The 21,449-nt window shown below is 68.0% G+C and carries 20 protein-coding genes; 17 read left to right on the forward strand and 3 right to left on the reverse strand.

All coding sequences use genetic code 11. The features are described from left to right. Positions 1 to 24 precede the first annotated feature (24 nt). The 6 genes from ABDV68_RS07220 to ABDV68_RS07245 all read left to right on the forward strand — a co-directional run bounded on the left by ABDV68_RS07220 (position 25) and on the right by ABDV68_RS07245 (position 5,169). Complete coding sequence (locus ABDV68_RS07220; RefSeq protein ID WP_343519088.1) at positions 25 to 825, forward strand: division plane positioning ATPase MipZ; 801 nt, start codon at positions 25 to 27, stop codon at positions 823 to 825. A gap of 85 nt (positions 826 to 910) precedes the next feature. Continuing rightward, the gene (locus ABDV68_RS07225) at positions 911 to 1,135 is read left to right on the forward strand and encodes a J domain-containing protein (protein WP_343519118.1); all 225 of its coding nucleotides are present in this window, start codon (positions 911 to 913) and stop codon (positions 1,133 to 1,135) included. A 52-nt stretch (positions 1,136 to 1,187) separates the two neighbouring features. Beyond that, entirely contained in the window at positions 1,188 to 2,570 is a 1,383-nt protein-coding gene (locus tag ABDV68_RS07230; protein ID WP_343519089.1) for a phosphomannomutase/phosphoglucomutase, read from the forward strand. Further along, positions 2,567 to 3,193 carry a GNAT family N-acetyltransferase gene (locus ABDV68_RS07235; protein ID WP_343519091.1) on the forward strand — a complete coding sequence of 209 codons (627 nt, stop codon included), beginning with the start codon at positions 2,567 to 2,569 and terminating at the stop codon, positions 3,191 to 3,193. The genes ABDV68_RS07230 and ABDV68_RS07235 overlap by 4 nt, the downstream gene beginning before the upstream one ends. 49 nt (positions 3,194 to 3,242) lie before the next feature. Then, the gene (locus ABDV68_RS07240; RefSeq protein ID WP_343519093.1) at positions 3,243 to 4,001 is read left to right on the forward strand and encodes an exonuclease domain-containing protein; all 759 of its coding nucleotides are present in this window, start codon (positions 3,243 to 3,245) and stop codon (positions 3,999 to 4,001) included. Between the two features lie 52 nt (positions 4,002 to 4,053). Continuing rightward, positions 4,054 to 5,169 carry a sialidase family protein gene (locus ABDV68_RS07245; protein ID WP_343519095.1) on the forward strand — a complete coding sequence of 372 codons (1,116 nt, stop codon included), beginning with the start codon at positions 4,054 to 4,056 and terminating at the stop codon, positions 5,167 to 5,169. Positions 5,170 to 5,187: 18 nt separating this feature from the next. Here ABDV68_RS07245 and ABDV68_RS07250 read toward each other — a convergent pair whose 3' ends face one another. Further along, entirely contained in the window at positions 5,188 to 6,096 is a 909-nt protein-coding gene (locus tag ABDV68_RS07250) for a TraB/GumN family protein (protein ID WP_343519096.1), read from the reverse strand. A 30-nt stretch (positions 6,097 to 6,126) separates the two neighbouring features. After that, positions 6,127 to 7,668, reverse strand: coding sequence for a sodium:solute symporter (locus ABDV68_RS07255; RefSeq protein WP_343519097.1), 1,542 nt, complete (start codon positions 7,666 to 7,668; stop codon positions 6,127 to 6,129). 102 nt (positions 7,669 to 7,770) lie between these two features. Between ABDV68_RS07255 and ABDV68_RS07260 the strand changes: the two genes are divergently transcribed. The 11 genes from ABDV68_RS07260 to ABDV68_RS07310 all read left to right on the forward strand — a co-directional run bounded on the left by ABDV68_RS07260 (position 7,771) and on the right by ABDV68_RS07310 (position 20,031). Next, the gene (locus ABDV68_RS07260) at positions 7,771 to 8,664 is read left to right on the forward strand and encodes a Ku protein (RefSeq protein WP_343519098.1); all 894 of its coding nucleotides are present in this window, start codon (positions 7,771 to 7,773) and stop codon (positions 8,662 to 8,664) included. A gap of 3 nt (positions 8,665 to 8,667) precedes the next feature. Then, the gene (locus ABDV68_RS07265) at positions 8,668 to 9,156 is read left to right on the forward strand and encodes an MgtC/SapB family protein (RefSeq protein ID WP_343519099.1); all 489 of its coding nucleotides are present in this window, start codon (positions 8,668 to 8,670) and stop codon (positions 9,154 to 9,156) included. A 151-nt stretch (positions 9,157 to 9,307) separates the two neighbouring features. After that, entirely contained in the window at positions 9,308 to 11,755 is a 2,448-nt protein-coding gene (ligD, locus tag ABDV68_RS07270) for a DNA ligase D (protein ID WP_343519101.1), read from the forward strand. A 60-nt stretch (positions 11,756 to 11,815) separates the two neighbouring features. Next, the gene (locus ABDV68_RS07275; RefSeq protein ID WP_343519103.1) at positions 11,816 to 14,302 is read left to right on the forward strand and encodes a circularly permuted type 2 ATP-grasp protein; all 2,487 of its coding nucleotides are present in this window, start codon (positions 11,816 to 11,818) and stop codon (positions 14,300 to 14,302) included. Further along, positions 14,302 to 15,228: a transglutaminase family protein gene (locus ABDV68_RS07280; RefSeq protein WP_343519105.1), complete on the forward strand. Its 927-nt coding sequence runs from the start codon at positions 14,302 to 14,304 to the stop codon at positions 15,226 to 15,228. Before ABDV68_RS07275 ends, ABDV68_RS07280 begins: the two co-directional genes overlap by 1 nt. A 31-nt stretch (positions 15,229 to 15,259) precedes the next feature. Beyond that, complete coding sequence (locus tag ABDV68_RS07285) at positions 15,260 to 16,201, forward strand: DnaJ C-terminal domain-containing protein (protein WP_343519107.1); 942 nt, start codon at positions 15,260 to 15,262, stop codon at positions 16,199 to 16,201. Positions 16,202 to 16,207: 6 nt separating this feature from the next. Further along, positions 16,208 to 17,143 (forward strand): YihY/virulence factor BrkB family protein, encoded by a 936-nt coding sequence (locus ABDV68_RS07290; RefSeq protein ID WP_343519109.1) that lies wholly within the window; start codon positions 16,208 to 16,210, stop codon positions 17,141 to 17,143. A 3-nt stretch (positions 17,144 to 17,146) separates the two neighbouring features. Beyond that, positions 17,147 to 17,950 carry an enoyl-ACP reductase FabI gene (gene fabI, locus ABDV68_RS07295; protein ID WP_343519111.1) on the forward strand — a complete coding sequence of 268 codons (804 nt, stop codon included), beginning with the start codon at positions 17,147 to 17,149 and terminating at the stop codon, positions 17,948 to 17,950. 15 nt (positions 17,951 to 17,965) lie between these two features. Continuing rightward, positions 17,966 to 18,493 (forward strand): N-acetyltransferase, encoded by a 528-nt coding sequence (locus ABDV68_RS07300; RefSeq protein WP_343519112.1) that lies wholly within the window; start codon positions 17,966 to 17,968, stop codon positions 18,491 to 18,493. Positions 18,494 to 18,576: 83 nt separating this feature from the next. Beyond that, entirely contained in the window at positions 18,577 to 19,644 is a 1,068-nt protein-coding gene (gene aroC / locus ABDV68_RS07305) for a chorismate synthase (RefSeq protein ID WP_343519114.1), read from the forward strand. 147 nt (positions 19,645 to 19,791) lie between these two features. Beyond that, the gene (locus ABDV68_RS07310) at positions 19,792 to 20,031 is read left to right on the forward strand and encodes a hypothetical protein (RefSeq protein ID WP_343519116.1); all 240 of its coding nucleotides are present in this window, start codon (positions 19,792 to 19,794) and stop codon (positions 20,029 to 20,031) included. 57 nt (positions 20,032 to 20,088) lie between these two features. Here the strand turns inward: ABDV68_RS07310 and ABDV68_RS07315 are convergent, their stop codons facing one another. Further along, the gene (locus ABDV68_RS07315; protein WP_343519117.1) at positions 20,089 to 21,378 is read right to left on the reverse strand and encodes an adenylosuccinate synthase; all 1,290 of its coding nucleotides are present in this window, start codon (positions 21,376 to 21,378) and stop codon (positions 20,089 to 20,091) included. Between the last annotated feature and the right edge of the window lie 71 nt (positions 21,379 to 21,449).

Below are 21,449 nucleotides of genomic sequence, written 5' to 3' on the forward strand. Positions count from 1 at the left end.
GTGATCAATCAAGGAAGTTAAGCGTTGGCGGAAGCGTCGAACCCATTGCATGTGATCGTCTTCGCCAACGAAAAGGGCGGAACCGGCAAATCCACCACCGCGGTGCATACCGCGATCGCGCTGGCGGCGCGCGGCGCGCGGGTGGCCTGCCTCGATCTCGACCATCGCCAGCGCACCCTGGCGCGCTATCTCGACAATCGCCGCGAGACGACCAAGCGCACCGGCCGCGATCTGCCGATGCCGCGCTACGAGACGCATGACGGCGAGAGCAACGACCTGTTCGCCGAATCGCTCGAGCGGTTGAGCGAAGGCTCGGACTTCCTGATCGTCGACACGCCGGGGCGCGACGACAAGTTCGGGCGCATCGCGATCACCAATGCCGACACGCTGGTGACGCCGATGAACGACAGCTTCGTCGATTTCGACCTGATCGGCCATGTCGACCCCGACACCTTCCGCGTGACGCAGCCGAGCTTCTATTCCGAGTTGATCTGGGATTCGCGCAAGCGCCGCGCCAAGGCCGATGGCGCGACGATCGACTGGGTCGTCCTGCGCAACCGCATGCAGCATATCGAGGCGCGCAACATGAAGCGCGTGTCGGAGGCGATCGACCAGCTCGCCAAGCGAGTCGGCTTCCGCGTCATTCCGGGCCTCAGCGAACGCGTGATCTATCGCGAGCTGTTCCCCAAGGGGCTGACCATGCTCGACGCGCGCGAGTTCGGCGAGATGGGGCTGGCGCATGTCGCGGCACGCCAGGAACTGCGCGAGATGATGGCGGGGCTCGCTCTGCCCGAAACCGCCAGCACCATCCCGGTGTTCGCATGAGCAAGGGCGCATGATCTGGAAGCTGCTCGTCGCGCTGGGGACCGGCTGGATCGGCTGGCGGATGTGGCATGGCTGGGGGCGGCCGATGCCGGGCACGCCCAAGGCCGCGCCGGTGCCGCCCGCGCCGACAGGCCCCGAAGCGGACGCGCGCGCCGTGCTCGGCGTCGGCCAGGAGGCCGGGCCCGAGGAAATCCGCGCCGCGCATCGCCGGCTGATCGCCAGCGTCCACCCCGACCGCGGCGGCTCGTCCGAGCTCACGCGTCAGGTGAACGCTGCACGCGATACGCTGTTACGTAAATCCGACAGTTGAAACTTCCGCCGCGCTCGCGAATTGGGCGGTTACCGTTTCTCCGGGAGGCATCATGACGCACCGTTTCGACCCGACCTCGCTTCGCGAGTATGACATTCGCGGCATTGTCGGAAAGACGCTCGGGCCGGACGACGCGCGCGCGATCGGTCGTGGCTTCGCGACCCTGCTGCGCCGCGCCGGCGGGCACCGCGTCGCGGTCGGCCGTGATGGGCGCACCTCCTCGCCCGAGCTCGAGGCGGCGCTGGTCGAGGGGCTGACGGCTTCGGGCTGCGACGTGGTGCGCGTGGGGCTGGGGCCGACGCCGATGCTCTATTATGCCGAGGCGATCCTAGAGGTGGATGGCGGCATACAGATAACCGGCAGCCACAATCCCGGCGATTACAACGGCTTCAAGATGGTGTTTCAGCATCGCCCGTTTTTCGGCCAGGACATTCAGGAGATCGGCAAGCTTGCCGCGGCGGGCGACTGGGAGGAGGGCGCGGGCAGCGTCTCCGACGCCGACATCCTCGACGACTATGTCGGCTGTCTGTTCGCCGGCTATGCGGGCGGCAGCTTCCGGATCGGCTGGGATACCGGCAACGGCGCCGCCGGCCCGGTGATCGAGAAGCTGGTCGAGCTCCTGCCGGGTGAGCATCACACGCTGTTCACCGATGTGGACGGCAATTTTCCGAACCATCACCCCGATCCCACCGAAGAGAAGAATCTGGCTGACCTCCGCCGTCTCGTCGCCGAGAAGAACCTCGATTTCGGACTGGCCTTCGACGGCGACGGCGACCGGATCGGCGCGATCGACGGCGAAGGCCGCGTGATCTGGGGCGATCAGCTTCTGTCCATTCTGGCTGAACCTGTGCTGCGCAAGGAGCCCGGCGCGACAATCATCGCCGACGTCAAGGCCTCGCAGATGCTGTTCGACCGCGTCGCCGAGCTCGGCGGGAAGCCGCTGATGTGGAAGACCGGCCACTCCCTGGTGAAGACCAAGATGAAGGAGACGCATGCGCCGCTCGCCGGCGAGATGAGCGGCCACATCTTCTTCGCACAGGACTATTACGGGTTCGACGACGCGCAGTACGCCGCGGTGCAGCTGATCAACGCCGTCCACCTGATCGGCAAGTCGCTGACCGAGATTCGCGGCAACATGCCGGCCTTCGTCAACACCCCCGAGATGCGCTTCCAGGTCGACGAGAGCCGCAAGTTCGCGGTGATCGACGAGGTGCTGGCGCGGCTCAAGGACACCGGCGCCGACGTCAACGACACCGACGGCGCGCGGGTCAACACGCCCGATGGCTGGTGGCTGCTGCGCGCGTCGAACACCCAGGACGTGCTGGTCGCGCGCGCCGAGGCGCGCAGCCAGGAGGCGCTCGACCGCCTGCTCGCGCAGATCGACGCGCAGCTCGAGGCGAGCGGACTGGTCCGGGGACCGCAGGCGGCGCATTGAGCCCAACCCTGCTATTCGGCTGGCTGGCGGCGCGGTCGGTCGCGCGCGGCCTGCCGGCGCCAGTGGCGGATCGGGGTGGCTTCCGGGTCGATACGGCAGGTGAAATCGAAATCTGCCGCTGGGCATTTGTGAAGGCCTGCGACGGTCTGTCGGCGCTGGGGCGTACCCTCGACGCACCGGGCTATTTCCTCAAGCTTTGCGGCAGCGGAGAAGATCTGCTCGCCGCGCTTCCGCCACGGTGGCGCCTGAGGGAGCCCCGCTATTTCATGGGGGGACCGGCGCTTCCGCCTGCCCCCATTGCGCTGCCCGCAGACTATGTGCTGCAGCGGCAGCGCGATGCCGGAGTCAGCCGGGTTGCGATTCTGGCGCCGGATGGAACGCTCGCCGCGAGCGGTTCAGCGGCCGAAGCAGCGGGTGTCTTCATCTACGACCAGATCATCACCGATCCGGACCATCGCCGCAAAGGCCTGGGCCGCGCCGTGATGGCCGCGTTGCGCAACGCCAAGGCGGACGCCGTCGTTCCCGAGCTGCTTGTCGCCACCGAGGAAGGTCGAGCACTCTATACCACATTGGGCTGGACGGAGCTCTCGCCCTTCGCCACGGCGGAAGTCGCGCCTTCCTGATCCGCGTTTCGACTCGCTTTTCCGAGCGCCACATCCCACTTAGGCTGCCATGGCCCCCACGCCCCAGATCATCCGCGTCATCGATCTCGAGACCACCGGCGACAAGCCGCCGGCGCATGCCGTGTGCGAGATCGGCTGGCAGGACGTCGCGCTCGGCGCGGATGGCCGCTGGGAGCTGCACGGCGAGGGCGGCCACCGCATGGTCAATCCGGGGCGCCCGATCCCGCCCCTGACGATGGCGGTGCACCATATCCGCGATGAGGACGTCGCCGACGCGCCCTGGTGGCACGACGTCGCGCGCCCGATCCTCGATCCCTGGCCGCGCCGCATCGCGCTCGCCGCGCATCGCGCGAGCTTCGAGGAGCAATTCTGCACCCCCGCGCTGACTCGCGGCGCCGACTGGATCTGCACGTGGAAGTGCGCGTTGCGGCTATGGCCGGGAAGCCCAGGTTTCTCCAATCAGATGCTGCGCTATTTCCGCATGCCCGAAGGACTGGAGCATGAGCGCGGCCTGCCCGCACATCGCGCCTTCCCCGACGCCTATGTGACGGCGCATCATCTGCGCGACATGCTCAATGAGGCGAGCGTGGCGCAGCTCGTCGAATGGTCGAAGCTGCCCGGGCTGCTGCCGCGCGTCCGCTACGGCCCCGACCGCGGCAAGGAATGGAGCGAGATCGACGACGATTCGCTCGAGGGCTTCCTGCAGGATCGCGATGTCGATATCCGCTACACCGCGCAGGTCGAGCTGGAGCGGCGGCGCGGGCATGGGCGCGTGGTTCGTCCGGAGCGCCAACCGGCCCTATTCTGACCCACCTCCGAAACCCGCTGGACGTCGCGCGCTTCGCCATTAGTATGACTATATGGCTCAACCATTCCGCGCCGCGTGCGTCCTCGTCCTCGCTCTTCCCATTCTCGCCGCGGCGACGCCGCAGCAGACCGCGCGTCTGGCCTCGCCGGTCCTGAGCGCCGGCTTCACCTTCGAGACCGCGCCCTATCCCCAGGTCCACGCCTCGACGATCGTCGAGACGCGCGCGGGCACGATCCTCGCGGCGTGGTTCGGCGGCACCCGCGAGCGCAATCCCGACGTCGAGATCTATGTCGCACGCTATCGCGACGGCGCGTGGCAGCCGGCGGTGAGCGTCGCCAACGGCATCCAGCCCGGTGGCCCGCGATTGCCGACCTGGAACCCGGTGCTGTTCCAGCCGAGGAACGGCCCGCTGACGCTGTTCTACAAGGTCGGCCCGAGCCCGAGCAAATGGTGGGGCATGATGACAACCTCGACCGATGACGGCCGGACATGGAGCACGCCGCGCCGCCTGCCCGACGGGATCCTCGGTCCGATCAAGAACAAGCCGGTCGAACTCGCGGACGGTAGCTGGCTGTCGCCGTCGAGCACCGAGCAGGAGGGCAACCGCTGGTCGCTCCACTTCGAACGCAGTTCGGACGGCGGCAAGACGTGGCAGGCAACCCCGCCGGTCGCCTCGCCCGAAGGCATCGACGCGATCCAGCCGAGCATCCTGTTCAACAAGGAAGGGCAGCTCCAGGCGGTGGCGCGTACGCGGGAAGGCGTGGTCGCCGCCACCTGGTCGAAGGATCGGGGCAAGAGCTGGTCGCCGCTCTCGGCGATCGACTTGCCCAATCCCAATTCGGGGACCGATGCAGTCACGCTCGCCGACGGGCGCCAGTTGATCGTCTACAACCACAGCGCCCACAGCCTTGCGCGGGCGGGCAAGGGTCTGCGCTATCCGATCAACGTCGCGATCTCGGACGACGGCGTGGTGTGGCGCAAGGTGCTGACGCTGGAAAGCGCACCGCTGGGGGCGGGCTATGCCTATCCTGCCGTGATCCAGGCGCGCGACGGGCGAGTCCACATCACCTATACCTGGGACCGCAAGCGCATCCGCCACGTCGTGCTCGACCCGGCGCGGCTGCCCAGGGGCGACTGGGCGGACGCGCCTGCCGTGGCCGGCCGCTGACCGGTCTCGGTCGGGCGGTCAGTACTTGACCCGCTTCGACTTGATCTTGCGCTTCGCCAGATAGGCCTGGACGCTCTCGGGTCCGGCGAGATGTCCCGCGCCGACCGCGACGAACACCACGCCGGGCTTGTCGAGCCGCGTGTCGATCCACTCGGCCCAGCGCGCATTGCGGTCGGACAGAAGCTTCTTCGACACCTCGGGCGAGGCCTTGAAGCCCTCGTTCATGATCGCCGCGAGCCCGTCGGCATCGCCCGCGCCCCATTCCGCGACCATCTTGTCGAGCGCCGGTCCGGCCTCGGGCAGCTTGTCGATCGTCTCCACCAGGAACTTGATCTGCGCGTCCTCGGACAGCGAGTCGAAGAAGCTGAACTGCTCTTCGACCGATTCGAGCCCCGAGACCGGCTTGTTCGCCGCCTTGGCCGCCGTGTCGAGCGCCTGCTCGACGCCGCTCTGCGGGTTGTAGCCGAGCCGGACGAGCGAGAGCATCGTCATCTGCACGCCCGCCAGCCACGGATCGAAGCGGTCGATCGCCGCCTGCGGCAGGCCAAGGTCGGCGACTGCCTTGGCGAAGGCGGCGCGCTTGTCCTCGGGCAGCTTTTCGGTCAGCGTCGGGCCGCTCGGGTTGAACCCGTATTTCATGATCAGCTGCTGTGCCTTGGCGGGGTCGGGCGTTCCGCCGATCTCGGTCACCAGCTCGCCACTCGCGTCGAACGCCTTCTTCACCGCCTCGTCGAACCAGGACAGGCCCGGCTTCAGGATATGGACGGTGCCGAACAGATAGATCGTCGTGTCCTTGTCCTTGACCACCCATAGAGCCGGATCGGCGTCGCTGGCCGCGGGCGTCTGCGCCGTGCCCTGTGCCAGGGCGTTGGGCGCACCCAGCAGGAGCGCGAGCGGGGTGGCGTGACGAAGCAGCTTGGTAAGCATCTCAACTCCGGATCTGGTTCGCGCGCGATCCTAGGCGATGGCGCGGGCGACCGCCACGCCCTTTCCGCGCGGGAGCGCGGCGACGAGCGCGGCGGCTGCGGTGCCGATGCACAGCTGATAGGGGAAGGCGAGCCCCGCAGGGCCGAGAACGAAGGGCTGGAGCAGCAGCACCGTCACGAACCCCGCGGCCAGGCCCGCGATCACCGAAATGCTGGTGCCGCGCCGCGTGAACAGCGCGACGAAATAGACGCCGAGCAAGCCGGCATAGGCGAACACCATCACCTGCAGCGCGAATTCGAGCAACGGCATGTCGGTGTGGCGCTGCCAGTAAAAGCTCAGCACCGCGGTTCCGAACATCGCGAGCGCGACGATGGCCATGCCCCAGCGGCCGGCGCGGACATAATGCTTGGCCTCGGCCGCGCCGCGCCGCTCGCGCCACGGCTTGTAGAAGTCGCTGATCATCACCGACGACATGGCGTTGAGCGCCGAGTTGGTCGTGGCGACCGCCGCCGCCGTCACGCCGATCGTCACCAGCCCGCGTAGCCCCGGCGGGACTTGCGTGAGGATGTAATGGACGAACACGGTGATCTTCTCGCCCGCGAAGCTCGTTGCGGCTTGGTTCTCGGCGCCGATCAGGTCGGGGCGGTTGTAGAAGATATAGAGCAGCAGCCCGATCGTCACGAACATCGCGATCAGCGGAATGCTGGCGAGTTGCGACAGGATCAGGCCGCGCGCGCCGGTCTTCGCGTCGGGGCTGGCGAGCAGGCGCTGCGTCGTATCCTGGTCGAGCCCGGCATTGGCGGTGTTGAGCAGGAACAGCCCGGTGAAGATCGCCAGCACGGTGAACGGCTTGGCTAGATCGGCGGAGAAATCGAACAGCCGCAGCTTATTGACCCCCTCGGGCGTGCTCGACAGTGCCGCGATCAGCTCGGCATTGCTCGCCGGGATCGATAGCCGCAGGAAGATGAGCACCGCGACCGCCGAGCCGGCATAGATCACGAACTGGAGCAGGTCGTTCCAGATCACCGACTTCAATCCGCCGTGGAAGGTGAACAGGAAGCTCACCAGCATCACCGCGGCGGCGGAGAGGATGATCGCCCGCGCGTCGATGCTCCCGAACGCCACCATCGCGATCGCGATCGCCGCGAGATAGACGCGCGCGCCGCCCGCCAGCACGCGGCCGACCAGGAACATGCCGCCCGCCCATTGCTTGGCCCGCGCGTCGAACCGCGCCTCGAGCAGCTCGTACACCGTGGTCGCGCGCATCGCATAGAAGCGCGGGATGAGGACATAGGCGACGAACACCGCCGCCAGGATCGCTGCCACCACCGCGCCGAGATAGCTGTAATCGCCGCGATAGCCCTGGTCGGGCGCGCCGAGGAAGGTCGCGGCGGATTGCGTGGCGGAGAGCACCGATACCGCCGCCAGCCACGCCGGCACGCTGCGCCCGGCGAGGAAATAGTCGCGCGTGTCGTCCGCCTTGAAGCGCGAGAACAGCCAGCCGCCGACCAGCAGCACGGCGACGTAGAGCCCGACCACCAGCCAGTCGAGCGGAGCGAATTGCGGAGTCATCGCAGGTTTGTAGCAGCGCCGCGCGCGCCGTCATCCTCCCAAGTGCGGAACGACTCCCGCGCTCGCGCTTTGAATCGGCCACGCAACGACGAGGAGTTTCCCATGGCCGCGCGCGCCTATTGGCAGGGGCAGATCCGCCTCGCGCTCGTCTCGATCCCGGTCGAGATCTATTCGGCGACCAAATCGGGCGCGCAGATCGCCTTCCACCAGGTCCACGAGCCTTCGGGCAAGCGGATCAAGTACGAGAAGGTCGTGCCCGGCATCGGACCGGTCGACACCGACGAGATCATGAAGGGCTTCGAATATGAAAAGGGCGAATATGTCCTGCTCGACCAAGAGGAGATCGAGGCGGTCAAGCTCGAGTCCAAGAAGACGCTCGAGCTCACCCAGTTCGTCGAGGCCGACGAGATCGACGTGCTCTATTACGAGAAGCCTTATTTTGTGGTTCCTGCCGACGATCTCGCCGAGGAGGCGTTCGTGGTGCTGCGCGAGGCGTTGAAGCGCACGCGCAAGGTCGGCCTCGGCCAGCTCGCGATGCGCGGGCGTGAATATGTGGTGAGCCTGAAGCCGTGCGGGCGCGGCATGGTGCTCGAGACGCTGCGCTATGCCGACGAGGTCAACAAGGCGCAGGGCTATTTCCGGGACATTCCCGACATCGAGCCCGACGCCGAGCTGCTCGGCCTCGCCGAATCTCTGATCGAGAAGAAGGCGGCGAAGTTCGACCCCAAGGAATTCCACAACCGCTATGTCGAGGCGCTCGAGAAGCTGATCGACCGCAAGCGCAAGCAGAAGTCGAACCGCCTGATCATCGAGGACAAGGACGAGGGCGACGGCAAGCGCGGCTCCAACGTCGTCGACCTGATGGCGGCGCTCAAGAAGAGCCTGGAGAAGCCCGGCGCGTCCGGCTCGCGGTCGAGCGCGGCGAAGAAGCCAGCCGCCCGGACGTCCACGCGCAAGGCACCCGCGAAGAAGACAGCCGCGCGCAAACGGGCCTGAGCGATGGAGCTCAATCCGCCCCTCACCTTCGCCGCGGTCGGGTGGGACCCGTGGTTCCGGCTCGGCGGGGCGATGCTCGCCGGGCTGCTGCTCGGCATCGATCGCGAGGCGCGCGGGCACGGCGCAGGGCTGCGCACGCATGCGATCATGTGCTTTTCCGCGGCGCTGATCACGCTGACCGCGCTGATTCTCTACTACCAGCTCGGCGGCACCGAGTCGCAGGCCGATCCGCTGCGCGTGATCGAGGGAACCGCGGCGATGGCCGGGGTCATCGGCGGCGCGCTGATCGTCTTCTCCCGCGGCGAGTTCAAGAACCTCACCACCGCCGCGCATATCTGGCTCGCGGCATCGATCGGGATCGCGTTCGGTGCCGGTCTCTATCCGCTGGCGATCATCGGCGCCGCCGCATCGGTGATCCTGGTCTCGGCGTTCCACTGGGTCGAACGCAAGACGTTCGGCGAGGACGAGGAGCAAGCCGATGGCGGAGGTTAGGGCAAATCGAGATCCAGCTTTCGATCCTCCCCCGCCAGGGGGAGGTGGCACGCGTAGCGTGACGGAGGGGGCGGATGCCAGGACGATGGTTGGGAGTCCTTCCCCTCCGTCGCCTTCGGCGCCACCTCCCCCTGGCGGGGGAGGATAGATCATGCCGAACCAGCGTAAGACGGCCGACCCGCTCGCCAAGTACAATTCGATGCGGGATTTCTCGAAGACCGCCGAGCCCGAAGGCCGCATCGCGCCGGGCAAGGGGCGCAAGTTCATCGTCCAGAAGCACGACGCGACGCGGCTGCACTGGGACTTTCGGCTCGAGCTCGACGGCGTGCTCAAGAGCTGGGCGGTGACGCGCGGACCCAGCCTCGATCCCGGCGAGAAGCGCCTCGCGGTGCGCACCGAGGATCACCCGATGTCCTATGCCAGCTTCGAGGGGACGATCCCCAAGGGCGAATATGGCGGCGGCACGGTGATGCTGTGGGACGAGGGCGAATGGGCGCCGGTCGAAGGCAAGAGCGCCAAGGACCTGGAGAAGGGACATCTCCACTTCATGCTGCGCGGCGAGCGGATGAATGGCGAATGGCTGCTGATCCGCCTGCGCCCGCGCGGCAAGGAGCGCCACGAGAATTGGCTGTTGCGCAAGATCGACGATGACCAGGCCGGCGCGACCGACGCGCTGGTCGAGACCGGCCTCACCAGCGTCAAGACCGGCCGCACGATGCAGGAGATCGCCGAGGGCAAGAAAGCCAAGGCGCGGCCGCGCAAGGCACCGCGCAACGCTTCGGCGCGTGCCGGCGCATTGCCGAGTTTCCAGCCGCCTCAGCTCGCCACGCTGGTGGACAGCGTGCCCGCCGGCAATGGCTGGCTGCACGAGATGAAATATGACGGCTACCGCACGCTGATCGCGATCGGCAAGGGTGGGCCCAAGCTCTACACGCGCACCGGGCTCGACTGGACCGCCAAGTTCCCGGGTATCGCCGAGGCCGCCCGCTCGATCCCCGCCGGCTCGGCGCTGATCGACGGTGAGGTGGCCGCGTTCAGGGACGACAAGACCGACTTCTCGACGTTGCAGGAAGCGATCTCGAGCGGCGGCGAGGGGCTCACCTATTTCGCCTTCGACCTGCTCGAACTCGATGGCGAGGACATCGGCAAGCTGCCGCAGGTTCAGCGCAAGGAACGGCTGCGCGCGCTGATCGCGGGCGGGGATGAGCGCATCCTCTTCTCCGAGCACGTCATCGGCGCGGGCGAGCAGCTCTACGACGCGATGTGCAAGGCGGGGCATGAGGGCGTCGTCTCGAAGCGCGCCGACTCGCCCTATCGCGGCCGCCGCACCAAGGCCTGGCTCAAGACCAAATGCACAAGGCGGCAGGAATTCGTGATCGTCGGCTGGACACCGAGCAGCGCCAAGGGCCGCGGCTTCCGCGCGCTGCTGCTTGGGGTCCATGAAGACGGCAAGCTGCGCTACGCCGGCAAGGTGGGGACGGGCTTCAACACCGAGACCAGCCATGCGCTGCGCGAGAGGCTCGACCGCATCGCGCGCAAGTCGGCTCCGGTCGACGTCCCGCGCGAGGCCGCGCGCGGCGCGCAATGGGTGACGCCCAAGCTCGTCGCCGAAGTCGCCTTCGCCGAATTCACCGCCGACAATGTCGTGCGCCATGCGAGCTTCCTCGGCCTGCGCGAGGACAAGCCGGCGGACCAGGTCGAGGCCGAGGAGGTGGCAGCCGTGCCGAAAGCACCCGAAATCGATGTGAAGATCAGCAACCGCGACCGCGTGATCTTCCCCGACGCGAAGATCACCAAGGGCGATCTCGCCGATTTCTACGCGGTCGTCGCGCCGGTGCTGCTGCCGTGGCTCGCGAATCGTCCGATCAGCCTGGTGCGCTGCCCGCAGGGGCGCGCCAAGCATTGCTTCTTCCAGAAACACGATGCGGGCAGCTTCGGCGAGCATGTCCACCATGTCGACGTGCGCGAAAAGGACGGGTCGGTCGAACCCTATCTCTATGTCGACGATGCCGAGGGGCTGCTGACCTGCGTGCAGATGGGCACGATCGAATTCCACGGCTGGGGCAGCCTGGTCGCCGATATCGAGAAGCCCGACCGCATCGTGTTCGACCTCGATCCCGACGAGGGACTCGATTTCGAGAATGTGAAACGCGCGGCGGACGATCTGAAGCGCCATCTCGCCGATATCGGCCTTACCACCTGGCCGATGCTGTCGGGCGGCAAGGGGCTCCATGTCGTCGTGCCGCTGCGGCCCGAAGCCGAATGGCCGGCGGTCCGCTCCTTCGCCGAGCGGTTCGCGCGCGCGCTGGCCGAGGCCGAGCCCGATCGCTTCACCGCCAACCTCAAGAAAGCCAATCGCAAGGGCAAGATCTTCCTCGACTATCTGCGCAACCAACGCGGCGCGACGGCGGTGCTGCCCTATGTCGCCCGCGCCCGGCCCGGTGCCCCGGTCTCCGCGCCGATCAGCTGGACTGAGCTGCGCGACATCGAAACCCCGCAGCGCTTTAGCGTGAAGGATGCGGCCGAGCTGATCGAGCGTGCCAATGGGCGTTCGCTCAAGGGCTGGGGGCAAGCCGATCAGGTGCTGCCCGACATCTGATCTTTGTTGCGCCGCCATATCATTGCGGCCAAAACGCGCGGCGGAAAGGGGCGGTGGAACTTGGCGAGCGCAGCGGCGACATCCCTGTTCGATGCGGCCACCATCGCCGCGCGCTGGGTCGCCGCCTATCGCGCCGCCACACCCGCGACCGACGTCCTCTACGCCGCCGGGCTCGACGATCCGGCGTGGAACGCGCTGTTCGAGGAGCTGGCCGGGCGCTCGGGCGACGATCTCGTCAACGCGCGCGAGCGGGCGCAGCGCCATGCCGAGGACATCGGCACCGGCTTCCGCATCGCCGGCGAGGTCGAGGAGCGCCGCTGGCCGCTCTCGCCCGTCCCGCTGCTGATCGCGAAACGCGAATGGGACGGGATCGCCACCGGTGTCGCGCAGCGCGCCGACCTGCTCGAGGCGGTGCTGGCCGATTGCTATGGCGAGCAGAAGCTGGTGTCGGGTGGCTACCTCCCCGCCGCTTTGGTCACTGGCAGCCCCTATTTCCTGCGGCCGATGGCGGGACTCGCGCCGCCGGGCGGCTATCATCTGAACTTCGTCGCGGTCGATCTCTGCCGCGGGCCGTCGGGCGAATGGCGTGTCTTGTCCGACCAGCTCCGTGCGCCCGTCGGGGCGGGCTATGCGCTCGAGAACCGCCTCGCCATGTCGCGGCTGCTCGGTGGCCTGCAGACCCGGCTCAACATCGAGCGGCACGCGCCCTTCTTCGCCGCCTTCCGCGAGGGGCTCGCGGCGCGCTGTGTCCGTGCCGAACCCCGCGTCGGACTGCTCACGCCCGGCCGTTTCAACCCGAGCTATGCCGAGCAGGCGCATCTCGCGCGCTATCTCGGCTTCCCGCTGGTCGAGGGCGGCGACCTCGCGGTGCTCGACGACCGCGTCTATCTGCGCACCATCGCGGGTTTGAAGCGCGTCGATGCGCTGTGGCACCGCGTCGATCCGCGGATGATCGATCCGCTCGCCTTTGATTCGCATTCGGGGATCGGCGTGCCCGGGCTGGTGGACGCGATGGCGGCGAACGAGGTGGTGGTGACCAACTCGCCGGGCGCCGGGATGCTCGAGGCGCCCGCCTTCGCCGCCTTCCTGCCGCGCCTGTGCACGCGGCTGAGCGGGGAGCAGCTCAAGCTCGCCAATATCGCGACCTGGTGGTGCGGGCAGGCGCGCGAGCGGGAAGAAGTCGCGGGCGATCTCGACAATATGCTGATCGCCCCGGCGTTCGGCGTGGCGACCAACGTGCTGGCGGATGGCGCCGCGGTGCTCGGCTCCGACATGCCCGAGGCGCAACGCGCCGCCCTGCTCGCCGATTTCGAGCGGCGGCCGCAGGATTATGTCGGACGCGAGGTGGTGCGGCTCTCGACCATGCCGGTGATCGGCGAAGGCGGGCTCGCCGCGCGGCCCTTCACGCTGCGCGCCTTCGCGGCGCGCCAGCCCGACGGCAGCTGGCACGTGCTGCCGGGCGGCTTCGCGCAGATCGGCGAGCATCCCGACGAACGCGCCGCGGTGATGGGCGAGGGCAGCTGGTCGGCCGATGTCGTCGTCCATGGTCCCGATGCGGTGACCCCGGTGACGCTGCTGCCCTCGGACGACACCACCCAGCTTCGCCGCAACCCGGGCACGCTGCCCAGCCGCGTCGCCGACAATCTCTTCTGGCTCGGCCGCTATCTCGAGCGCGGCGAGGCGCTGCTCGGGCTACTCCGTTCGCTACTCGGTCATTCGATCAGCGCCGACACCGGCGCCGCGCTTTCGGTCGAGACGGTACGCCAACTGGTCGATCTGGTGGTGGAGAAGGGAGCGGCGCCGGCGCCGGCGAGCTTCCGTCGCGCCGATCTCAACCACTTCTCGCGCATGGCGATGGAAGCGACCGACGGTTGGTACAGCGTGCGCGCGATCAACCGCCAGGCGCGGGGCATCGGCGCGGTGAGCCGCGACCGGCTGTCGGCCGACATGATCAGGCTGCTCGACGCGCCATTCCCGACCAAGGGCGGCGCGCTCGACCGCGCGGGATCGCTGCAGCGGCGCTATTATGCGCTGGCCGGGCTTGGCGCCGAGCATCTCGGGCGTACCGATGCGTGGCGTTTCCACGATCTCGGGCGGCGGATCGAGCGCGCGATGGGCGCGATCCGCGCGATCCGCGCCTTCGGCCATGCCAGGGCCACCAGCGATGACCTCTCGACTCTGCTCGATCTCGCCGACAGCCAGATCAGCTATCGCCAGCGCTACCTCACCGGCATCGCGCGCGTGCCGGTGCTCGATCTGGTCGCGCTCGATCCCGGCAATCCGCGCGGCATCGCCTATCAGGTCGCGGCGATCTGCGACCATCTCGCCAAGCTTCCGGTGCTGTCCGACGACGGCCTCGCCGAGCCGCAGCAGGCGCAGGCAGCCGAACTCACCGCGATCGTCGCGATCACCCAGGCAGCAGCGCTCGACGAGGGCAAGCTCGCCGAGATCGGCAATCGCCTCGCTTCGCTATCCGACGCGATCGCGCGGCGCTATTTCCTGCAGGGCTCGGAACCGTTGCGCGCTGCCGGGCTTGTCCTCGCCTGATGCTTTACTCGATCCGGCACGTGACGCGTTTCGACTATGCCGAGCCCGTCGGGTTCGCGCGCTGCAACCTGCGCCTGAAGCCGATCCACTGGTCGGGCCAGCAGCTCCACGATTACGACCTCACCGTCGAGCCCGGCGGGCGCACCGCGCCGGCGCGTGCCGAGGCGGGGCTCGCCAATGTCGTACGACTGGTGGTCGAGCAGGCGGCGAACAGCCTGACGATCGAAAGCCGCTGCCGCATCACGGTCGATCGACCCGTGCCCGAGCCGGCGGCAGGCGATCCGACGCTGGCGCAGATCGCCGCGCTCGCCCGCGACAGCCGCGATGCGGGGCCGGCCAGCCCCGCCGCCTATCTCTTCCCATCGCCGCTGATCCCGCTCGATGCCGAGATCGCCGCCTGGTGCGCCGAAGACCTCGATCCGGACCGCGGGGCGCTGGAAGCGGGAATCGCCCTCGCCCAGCGCATCCAGCGGGAGTTCGTGTTCGATCCGGCTGCGACCCTGGTCGACACGCCGCCGCACGAGGCGTTCCTGAAGCGCGGCGGGGTGTGCCAGGATTTCGCGCAGATCATGATCTCGGGCCTGCGTGCCGCGGGGCTCCCCGCCGCCTATGCTTCGGGTTACCTTCGAACGCTGCCGCCGCCGGGAAAGCCGCGGCTGGTCGGCGCCGACGCGACCCATGCCTGGGTGCTGCTATGGTGTGGCCACGAGCGCGGCTGGGTCGGGTTCGATCCGACCAACGGCATCTGGATGGCGAACGACCACGTCATCGTCGCGGTCGGGCGCGATTATGCCGACATCGCCCCGATCGACGGCATCATCCTCGGCTATGGCGCGCAGAACATGCGGGTTTCAGTGGATGTCGAGCCGCTCGATGAGGCGGCTTCTCTTGCAACAGCGGCATCAGGGGCCGATGTAGCAGGCTAATACGCCTACGAAGATGAAACGGGGAATTTGAGTGGCCGATCCTTACGCAACCTTGGGAGTCTCGCGCGGGGCCAGCGAGGACGAGGTCAAGAAGGCGTATCGCAAGCTCGCCAAGGAGCTGCATCCCGACCGCAACAAGGACAATCCCAAGGCGGCCGAGCGCTTCAGCACGGTGACTCAGGCCTATGACCTGCTGATGGACAAGGACAAGCGCGCGCGCTTCGACCGCGGCGAGATCGATGCCGAAGGCAATCCGTCCTCGCCCTTCGGCGCGGGCTTTGGCGGTGGCCGTGCGCAAGGCGGCTTCCGTCCGGGCGGCGCACAGTTCGACTTCGGCGGCGGCGGGGATTCGGGCTTCGAGGACATTCTCGAAGGGCTGTTCGGCGGCCGCGCAGGTATGGGCGGCCAGCAGGGCGGCGGCTTCTCGAGCGGCTTCGGACGGCGCCCGCCGCCGGCCAAGGGCGCCAATGTCGCCTATCGCCTGCGCGTGCCGTTCGAGGATGCCGCCGCGCTCAAGCCGCAGCGCATCCAGCTGCGCGAGGGCGGCACGATCGACCTGAAGCTGCCCAAGGGCGTCGAGACGGGCACACAGATGCGGCTCTCGGGCAAGGGAGATCCGGGGCCGGGCGGCAATGGCGACGCGATCGTCACGATCGAGATCGAGCCGCATCGCTTCTACACTCGCGACGGCGACCATATCCGGCTCGACCTGCCGGTGACGCTCAAGGAAGCGGTCGAAGGCGCCGCGGTGCGCGTACCGACGCCCGAGGGCGCGGTGAGCCTCAAGGTCCCCGCCGGGTCGAGTTCGGGCAAGACGCTTCGTCTCAAGGGCCGCGGCTTTCACGGCAAGACCGCGCGCGGCGACCTGCTGGTGACGCTGATGATCGAGATCCCGGCCGACGACGCCAAGCTCGCCGAGTTCGTAAGTGGCTGGGAAAATGGGGGGAACCCGCGCGCCCGGCTGGGCGTCTGAGTCCGCGTGACCGAGCCGATCTCGCCTGAATCGCCCGAGGCGCGCCGCCGCGGCTTTCACAAGCGGCTGTCGGACCTCGGGATCAGCGAGCGCGTGATCGAGGTGGCGAAGCGTGTCTTGGTCGGCGCCTATACCGACGGCTTCACCCATGCCGGCAACCTCGCCTATCTGAGCCTCGTCACGCTCTTTCCCTTCTTCATCGTCGCCACCGCGATCGCGCGGCTGGTCGGCCGCACCGGGGACGGACTCCAGGCGGTCGCCGCGTTCCTGCAGACCGTGCCGCCCGAAGTCGGCGCGTTGCTCCGCCCTGCGATTCTCGAAGTCCTCGAGGCGCGCTCGGGCTCGCTGCTGTGGCTCGGCGCGCTCGTCGGGCTGTGGACCACCTCCGGCTTCATCGAGACCGTGCGCGCGATCCTGCGCCAGGCCTATGGCGTCCAGTCGGGCACGCCGTTCTGGCGGCTCAAGCTCGGGGCGATCGGCATGGTGATCGGATCGGTGGTTCTCGCGATGATGGCGTTCAGCTTCCAAGTGCTGCTGATCGGCGCCGAGCAGTTCATCTGGCGCGTCATCCCCTTCGCTTCGGACGCCGCGCGGATCGTGTCGGTGACCAAGGTCGCACCGGCGATCGCGCTCTACGGCGCGCTCTACATCCTGTTCTACACGCTGACGCCGCAGCGTTATCGCGTGTCGAAATGCCCGAAATGGCCCGGGCCACTGTTCGTCACCATCTGGTGGATGGCGTGCACCGCCGCGCTGCCGCACGTGATCGGCGCGTTCGGCGGCTATGGCCTCACCTATGGCAGCCTTGCGGGGGTGATGGTCGCGCTTATCTTCTTCTTCCTGATCGGGTTCGGGGTGGTTATCGGCGCGGAACTGAATGCGGCGCTGGCGGAAACGCCGGAGAACGGTCTAGAGGGACGGCAAGAAAAGACCGGAGGGTAACACGTGACCGGATTGATGCAGGGCAAGCGCGGGCTGATCATGGGCCTCGCCAACGACCGCTCGCTCGCCTGGGGGATTGCGAAGAAGCTGCACGAGCATGGCGCCGAGCTCGCGTTCAGCTATCAGGGCGAGGCGCTGGAGAAGCGCGTGCGTCCGCTCGCCGAGGAGCTCGGCAGCGATTTCCTGATCGACTGCGACGTCAGCGACATGGCGGCGCTCGACACCGCGTTCGAGACACTCGCCGCGCGCTGGCCGACGATCGACTTCGTCGTCCATGCGATCGGCTTCTCGGACAAGAACGAGCTGCGTGGCGGTTATGTCGACACCAGCCTCGACAACTTCCTGATGACGATGAACATCAGCGTCTATTCGTTCGTCGCGGTGGCGAAGCGCGCGCAGGCGATGATGCCCGACGGCGGCTCGCTGCTGACGCTGTCCTATTACGGCGCGGAGAAGGTGATCCCGCACTATAACGTGATGGGCGTGGCCAAGGCCGCGCTGGAGACCAGCGTGCAGTATCTCGCGGTCGATCTCGGCAGGCAGAATATCCGCGTCAACGCGATCAGCGCCGGGCCGATCAAGACGCTGGCGGCATCGGGTATCGGCGACTTCCGCCTGATCCTCAAGTGGAACGAACTCAACTCGCCCTTGAAGCGCAACGTGACGATCGAGGATGTCGGCGGCGCGGGCCTCTATTTCCTGTCCGACCTGTCGAGCGGCACCACCGGCGAGACCCACCACGTCGACGCCGGCTACCATGTCATCGGCATGAAGGCCGAGGACGCGCCCGACATCGCGCTTGTCTGATCGGGCGTTGATCCGATGACGATTGCCATCCGTCCGGCGACCGGCGGCGACGTCGCGGCGATCGATGCGCTGCTGCGGCGCAGCTTCCCCGCCCCGGACGAGGCGCTGTTGGTCCAGCGATTGTGCATCGACGGCGACATGGTGTTGACGCTGGTGGCGGACGACGAGGACAGCGGCGCGCTCGCCGGTATGGTCGCGTTCAGCCGGATGGACGTTCGGGTCAACGACCAGCCGCTCGCCGCCGTCGCGCTGGCGCCGGTCGCGGTCGAGGCGGCGTATCGCCGGCAAGGTGTGGGCGAGGCGCTGATCGCCGCGGGGCACCGGCATCTCGCCGATGCGGGCTATGTGCTGAGCTTCGTGCTGGGCGATCCGGCCTATTATGGCCGCTTCGGCTATGCTGCCGATCTCGCGCGCGGTTTCGCCTCACCCTATGCCGGCGCGTATCTGATGGCACTGGCGCTGCAGGGCGGGAAGGTGCCATGCGGCGTGCGCGGCGAGGCGGCGCACGCCGGGGCGTTTGCGGCGCTGGGGCAGGATGGCTGAGCCGGCCGGCCGGAGGCGGACTTTGCCCGACCGTTGATGCTTCTTGCTTCCAAAACCGCGCGACATCGGCGAGGAAGCTGGCGATGAGCTTCAACACCTTCGGCCGCGTGTTCCGCTTCACCACCTGGGGGGAGAGCCATGGCCCCGCGATCGGCGCGGTGGTGGACGGCTGCCCCCCGGGGCTGAGGCTCGCCGAAGCCGATATCCAGCCCTTCCTCGACAAGCGCCGTCCCGGCCAGTCGCGCTTCACTACACAGCGGCAGGAACCGGACCAGGTCCGCATCCTCTCGGGCGTGTTCGAGGGGAAGACGACCGGCACGCCGATCAGCCTGATGATCGAGAATGTCGACCAGCGCTCGAAGGACTATTCCGAAGTCGCCGCGGCCTATCGTCCCGGCCACGCCGACTATGCCTATGACGCCAAATATGGCTTTCGCGACTATCGCGGCGGTGGGCGTTCCTCGGCGCGCGAGACCGCGATGCGCGTCGCGGCGGGCGCGGTCGCGCGCCAGGTGATTCCCGAAGTCGCGATCCTCGCCTGGGTCGAGGCGATCGGCGGCGACGCGATCGACTATGCCAGGTTCGATGCGGCCGAGATCGGCAACAACCCCTTCTTCTGCCCCGATGCCGAGGCCGCGGTGCGCTGGGAGGCGCTGGTCGACGACGCGCGCAAGGCGGGCTCCTCGCTCGGCGCGGTGGTCGCGTGCGAGGCGACCGGCGTTCCGGCGGGCTGGGGCGCGCCGCTCTACGCCAAGCTCGACAGCGAGCTCGCCGCGGCGATGATGTCGATCAATGCGGTCAAGGGCGTCGAGATCGGCGACGGGTTCGCCGCGGCGGCGCTGACCGGCGAGGCGAACGCCGATCCGATGCGGCCGGGCAATGACGGCCCGGTGTTCCTCGCCAATCATGCCGGCGGCATCGCCGGCGGCATCGCGACTGGCCAGCCGGTGCGCGTGCGCGTCGCCTTCAAGCCGACCAGCTCGATCCTGACCCCGGTCGAGACGATCACACGAGATGGCGAGGCCACCGAGATTCGCACCAAGGGCCGCCATGACCCGTGCGTCGGCATCCGCGGAGTGCCGGTGGTCGAAGCGATGATGGCACTGGTCCTGGCCGACCAGAAATTGCTCCACCGCGCTCAGATCGGCTGATTTTCTTGATCTAGTTCAATCGCCTCGTCCCGCGTTCCATGCGTTCCGGGGATGGAACGGCCCATCGGAACGATGAGGCGAGGAACGGTTTCGGGACCCTCTGCGCGCCGCGGCGTTACTCCTGTGCCACGTAACCAGGAGTATCCCATGCGCCATAAGACGCTGCTTAGCCTTCTTCTTCTTTGCGGTTCGACCGCCGCGATCGCGCATATCGCGCCGGGACAGACCGAGCCGCCGCTGCAGAACGAGATGAACAACCAGGGCGTGCCGCCGGCGGACACGACTGCGCCCGAGACGACGTCGAACACCACCGATGTCGAGCCGAGCACCGATCCGACCAGCAACGGCACCGAGACGGCGCCTGAGCCGAACTCCACCGCCTATTGATGCTTTTCGTCGTTTCGGGCGCAGCGGTCCGGCTGCGCCCGGGACGGCGATTTGGAATCAGTCCGCGAACGGGTCGCGGACGAGAATCGTGTCCTCGCGCTCGGGGCTGGTCGAGACCAAAGCCACCGGGCAGCCGATCAGCTCCTCGATCCGGCGGATATATTTGATCGCCTGCGCGGGCAGCTGCGCCCAGCTGCGCGCGCCCGCGGTCGACTCGCTCCAGCCTTCGAATTCCTCGTAGACCGCTTCGGCGCGCGCCTGATCCTGCGGGCTTGGCGGCAGATAGTCATAGTGGCGGTCGCCGACCTTGTAGCCGGTGCAAATGCGGAGGTTCTCCATCCCGTCGAGGATGTCGAGCTTGGTCAGCGCGATGCCGGTGACGCCGCTCACCGCGACCGACTGGCGCACCAGCACCGCGTCGAACCAGCCACAGCGCCGCTTGCGCCCGGTGACCACGCCGAACTCGCGCCCGCGCGTGCCGAGCAACTCGCCGATCTCATTGTCCTGCTCGCTCGGGAAGGGCCCCGAGCCGACGCGCGTCGTGTACGCCTTGACGATCCCCAGCACGAAGCCGACCGATCCCGGCCCCAGGCCCGAGCCCGATGCCGCCGAGCCGCTGACCGTGTTGGACGAGGTGACGAACGGATAGGTGCCGTGATCGACGTCGAGTAGCACCCCCTGCGCGCCTTCGAACAGGATGCGCTTGCCGGCCTGCTTGGCGTCCTTGAGCGTCAGCCACACCGGCGCGGCATAGGGCAACACCGCGGGCGCGATCTCGCGCAGCTCGTCGAGCAGCGCGGCGCGGTCGATCGGCGGCTCGCCGAAGCCGGCGCGCAGCGCGTCATGGTGCGCGCAGAGCCGGTCGAGCTGCGCGTCGAGATCGTCGAGGTGCGCGAGATCGCACACGCGGATCGCGCGGCGGCCCACCTTGTCCTCATAGGCCGGACCGATGCCGCGGCGCGTGGTGCCGATCTTGCCAGCGCCCGACGCATCCTCGCGCAGCGCGTCGAGATCGCGGTGGAAGGGCAGGATCAGCGGCGCGGTCTCGGCGACCTGGAGCGTCTCGGGGGTGATCTCGACGCCCTGCTCGCGCAGGCGCGCGACCTCGTCGCGGAAATGCCAGGGATCGAACACCACGCCGTTGCCGATCGCCGACAGCGTGCCGCGCACCAGGCCCGAGGGGAGGAGCGAGAGCTTGTAGACCTTCTCGCCCACCACCAGCGTGTGGCCAGCATTGTGCCCGCCCTGGAAGCGGACCACCAGATCGGCGCGGCTGGCGAGCCAGTCGACGATCTTGCCCTTGCCTTCATCGCCCCATTGGGCGCCGATCACTGCGACATTTGCCATGGATACACGTCTCCGCCTGCCAGGCAGACCCAAGGCCGCCCTTCGACAGGACTCGGCGACCGGGCTTTTCG

Origin of the sequence: Sphingomonas sp. (assembly GCF_039595165.1) — a bacterium.
Lineage (GTDB): Bacteria > Pseudomonadota > Alphaproteobacteria > Sphingomonadales > Sphingomonadaceae > Sphingomonas.

Bases quoted from the DNA above. Each gene is read 5' to 3' on its own strand.
- ABDV68_RS07240 (WP_343519093.1), top strand. From the start codon at position 3,243: ATGGCCCCCACGCCCCAGATCATCCGCGTCATCGATCTCGAGACCACC.
- ABDV68_RS07245 (WP_343519095.1), top strand. From the start codon at position 4,054: ATGGCTCAACCATTCCGCGCCGCGTGCGTCCTCGTCCTCGCTCTTCCC.
- ABDV68_RS07250 (WP_343519096.1), bottom strand. From the start codon at position 6,096: ATGCTTACCAAGCTGCTTCGTCACGCCACCCCGCTCGCGCTCCTGCTG.
- ABDV68_RS07300 (WP_343519112.1), top strand. From the start codon at position 17,966: ATGACGATTGCCATCCGTCCGGCGACCGGCGGCGACGTCGCGGCGATC.
- ABDV68_RS07280 (WP_343519105.1), top strand. From the start codon at position 14,302: ATGCTTTACTCGATCCGGCACGTGACGCGTTTCGACTATGCCGAGCCC.
- ABDV68_RS07315 (WP_343519117.1), bottom strand. From the start codon at position 21,378: ATGGCAAATGTCGCAGTGATCGGCGCCCAATGGGGCGATGAAGGCAAG.
- ABDV68_RS07265 (WP_343519099.1), top strand. From the start codon at position 8,668: ATGGAGCTCAATCCGCCCCTCACCTTCGCCGCGGTCGGGTGGGACCCG.
- ABDV68_RS07230 (WP_343519089.1), top strand. From the start codon at position 1,188: ATGACGCACCGTTTCGACCCGACCTCGCTTCGCGAGTATGACATTCGC.
- ABDV68_RS07310 (WP_343519116.1), top strand. From the start codon at position 19,792: ATGCGCCATAAGACGCTGCTTAGCCTTCTTCTTCTTTGCGGTTCGACC.
- ABDV68_RS07260 (WP_343519098.1), top strand. From the start codon at position 7,771: ATGGCCGCGCGCGCCTATTGGCAGGGGCAGATCCGCCTCGCGCTCGTC.
- aroC (WP_343519114.1), top strand. From the start codon at position 18,577: ATGAGCTTCAACACCTTCGGCCGCGTGTTCCGCTTCACCACCTGGGGG.
- ABDV68_RS07225 (WP_343519118.1), top strand. From the start codon at position 911: ATGCCGGGCACGCCCAAGGCCGCGCCGGTGCCGCCCGCGCCGACAGGC.
- ligD (WP_343519101.1), top strand. From the start codon at position 9,308: ATGCCGAACCAGCGTAAGACGGCCGACCCGCTCGCCAAGTACAATTCG.
- ABDV68_RS07255 (WP_343519097.1), bottom strand. From the start codon at position 7,668: ATGACTCCGCAATTCGCTCCGCTCGACTGGCTGGTGGTCGGGCTCTAC.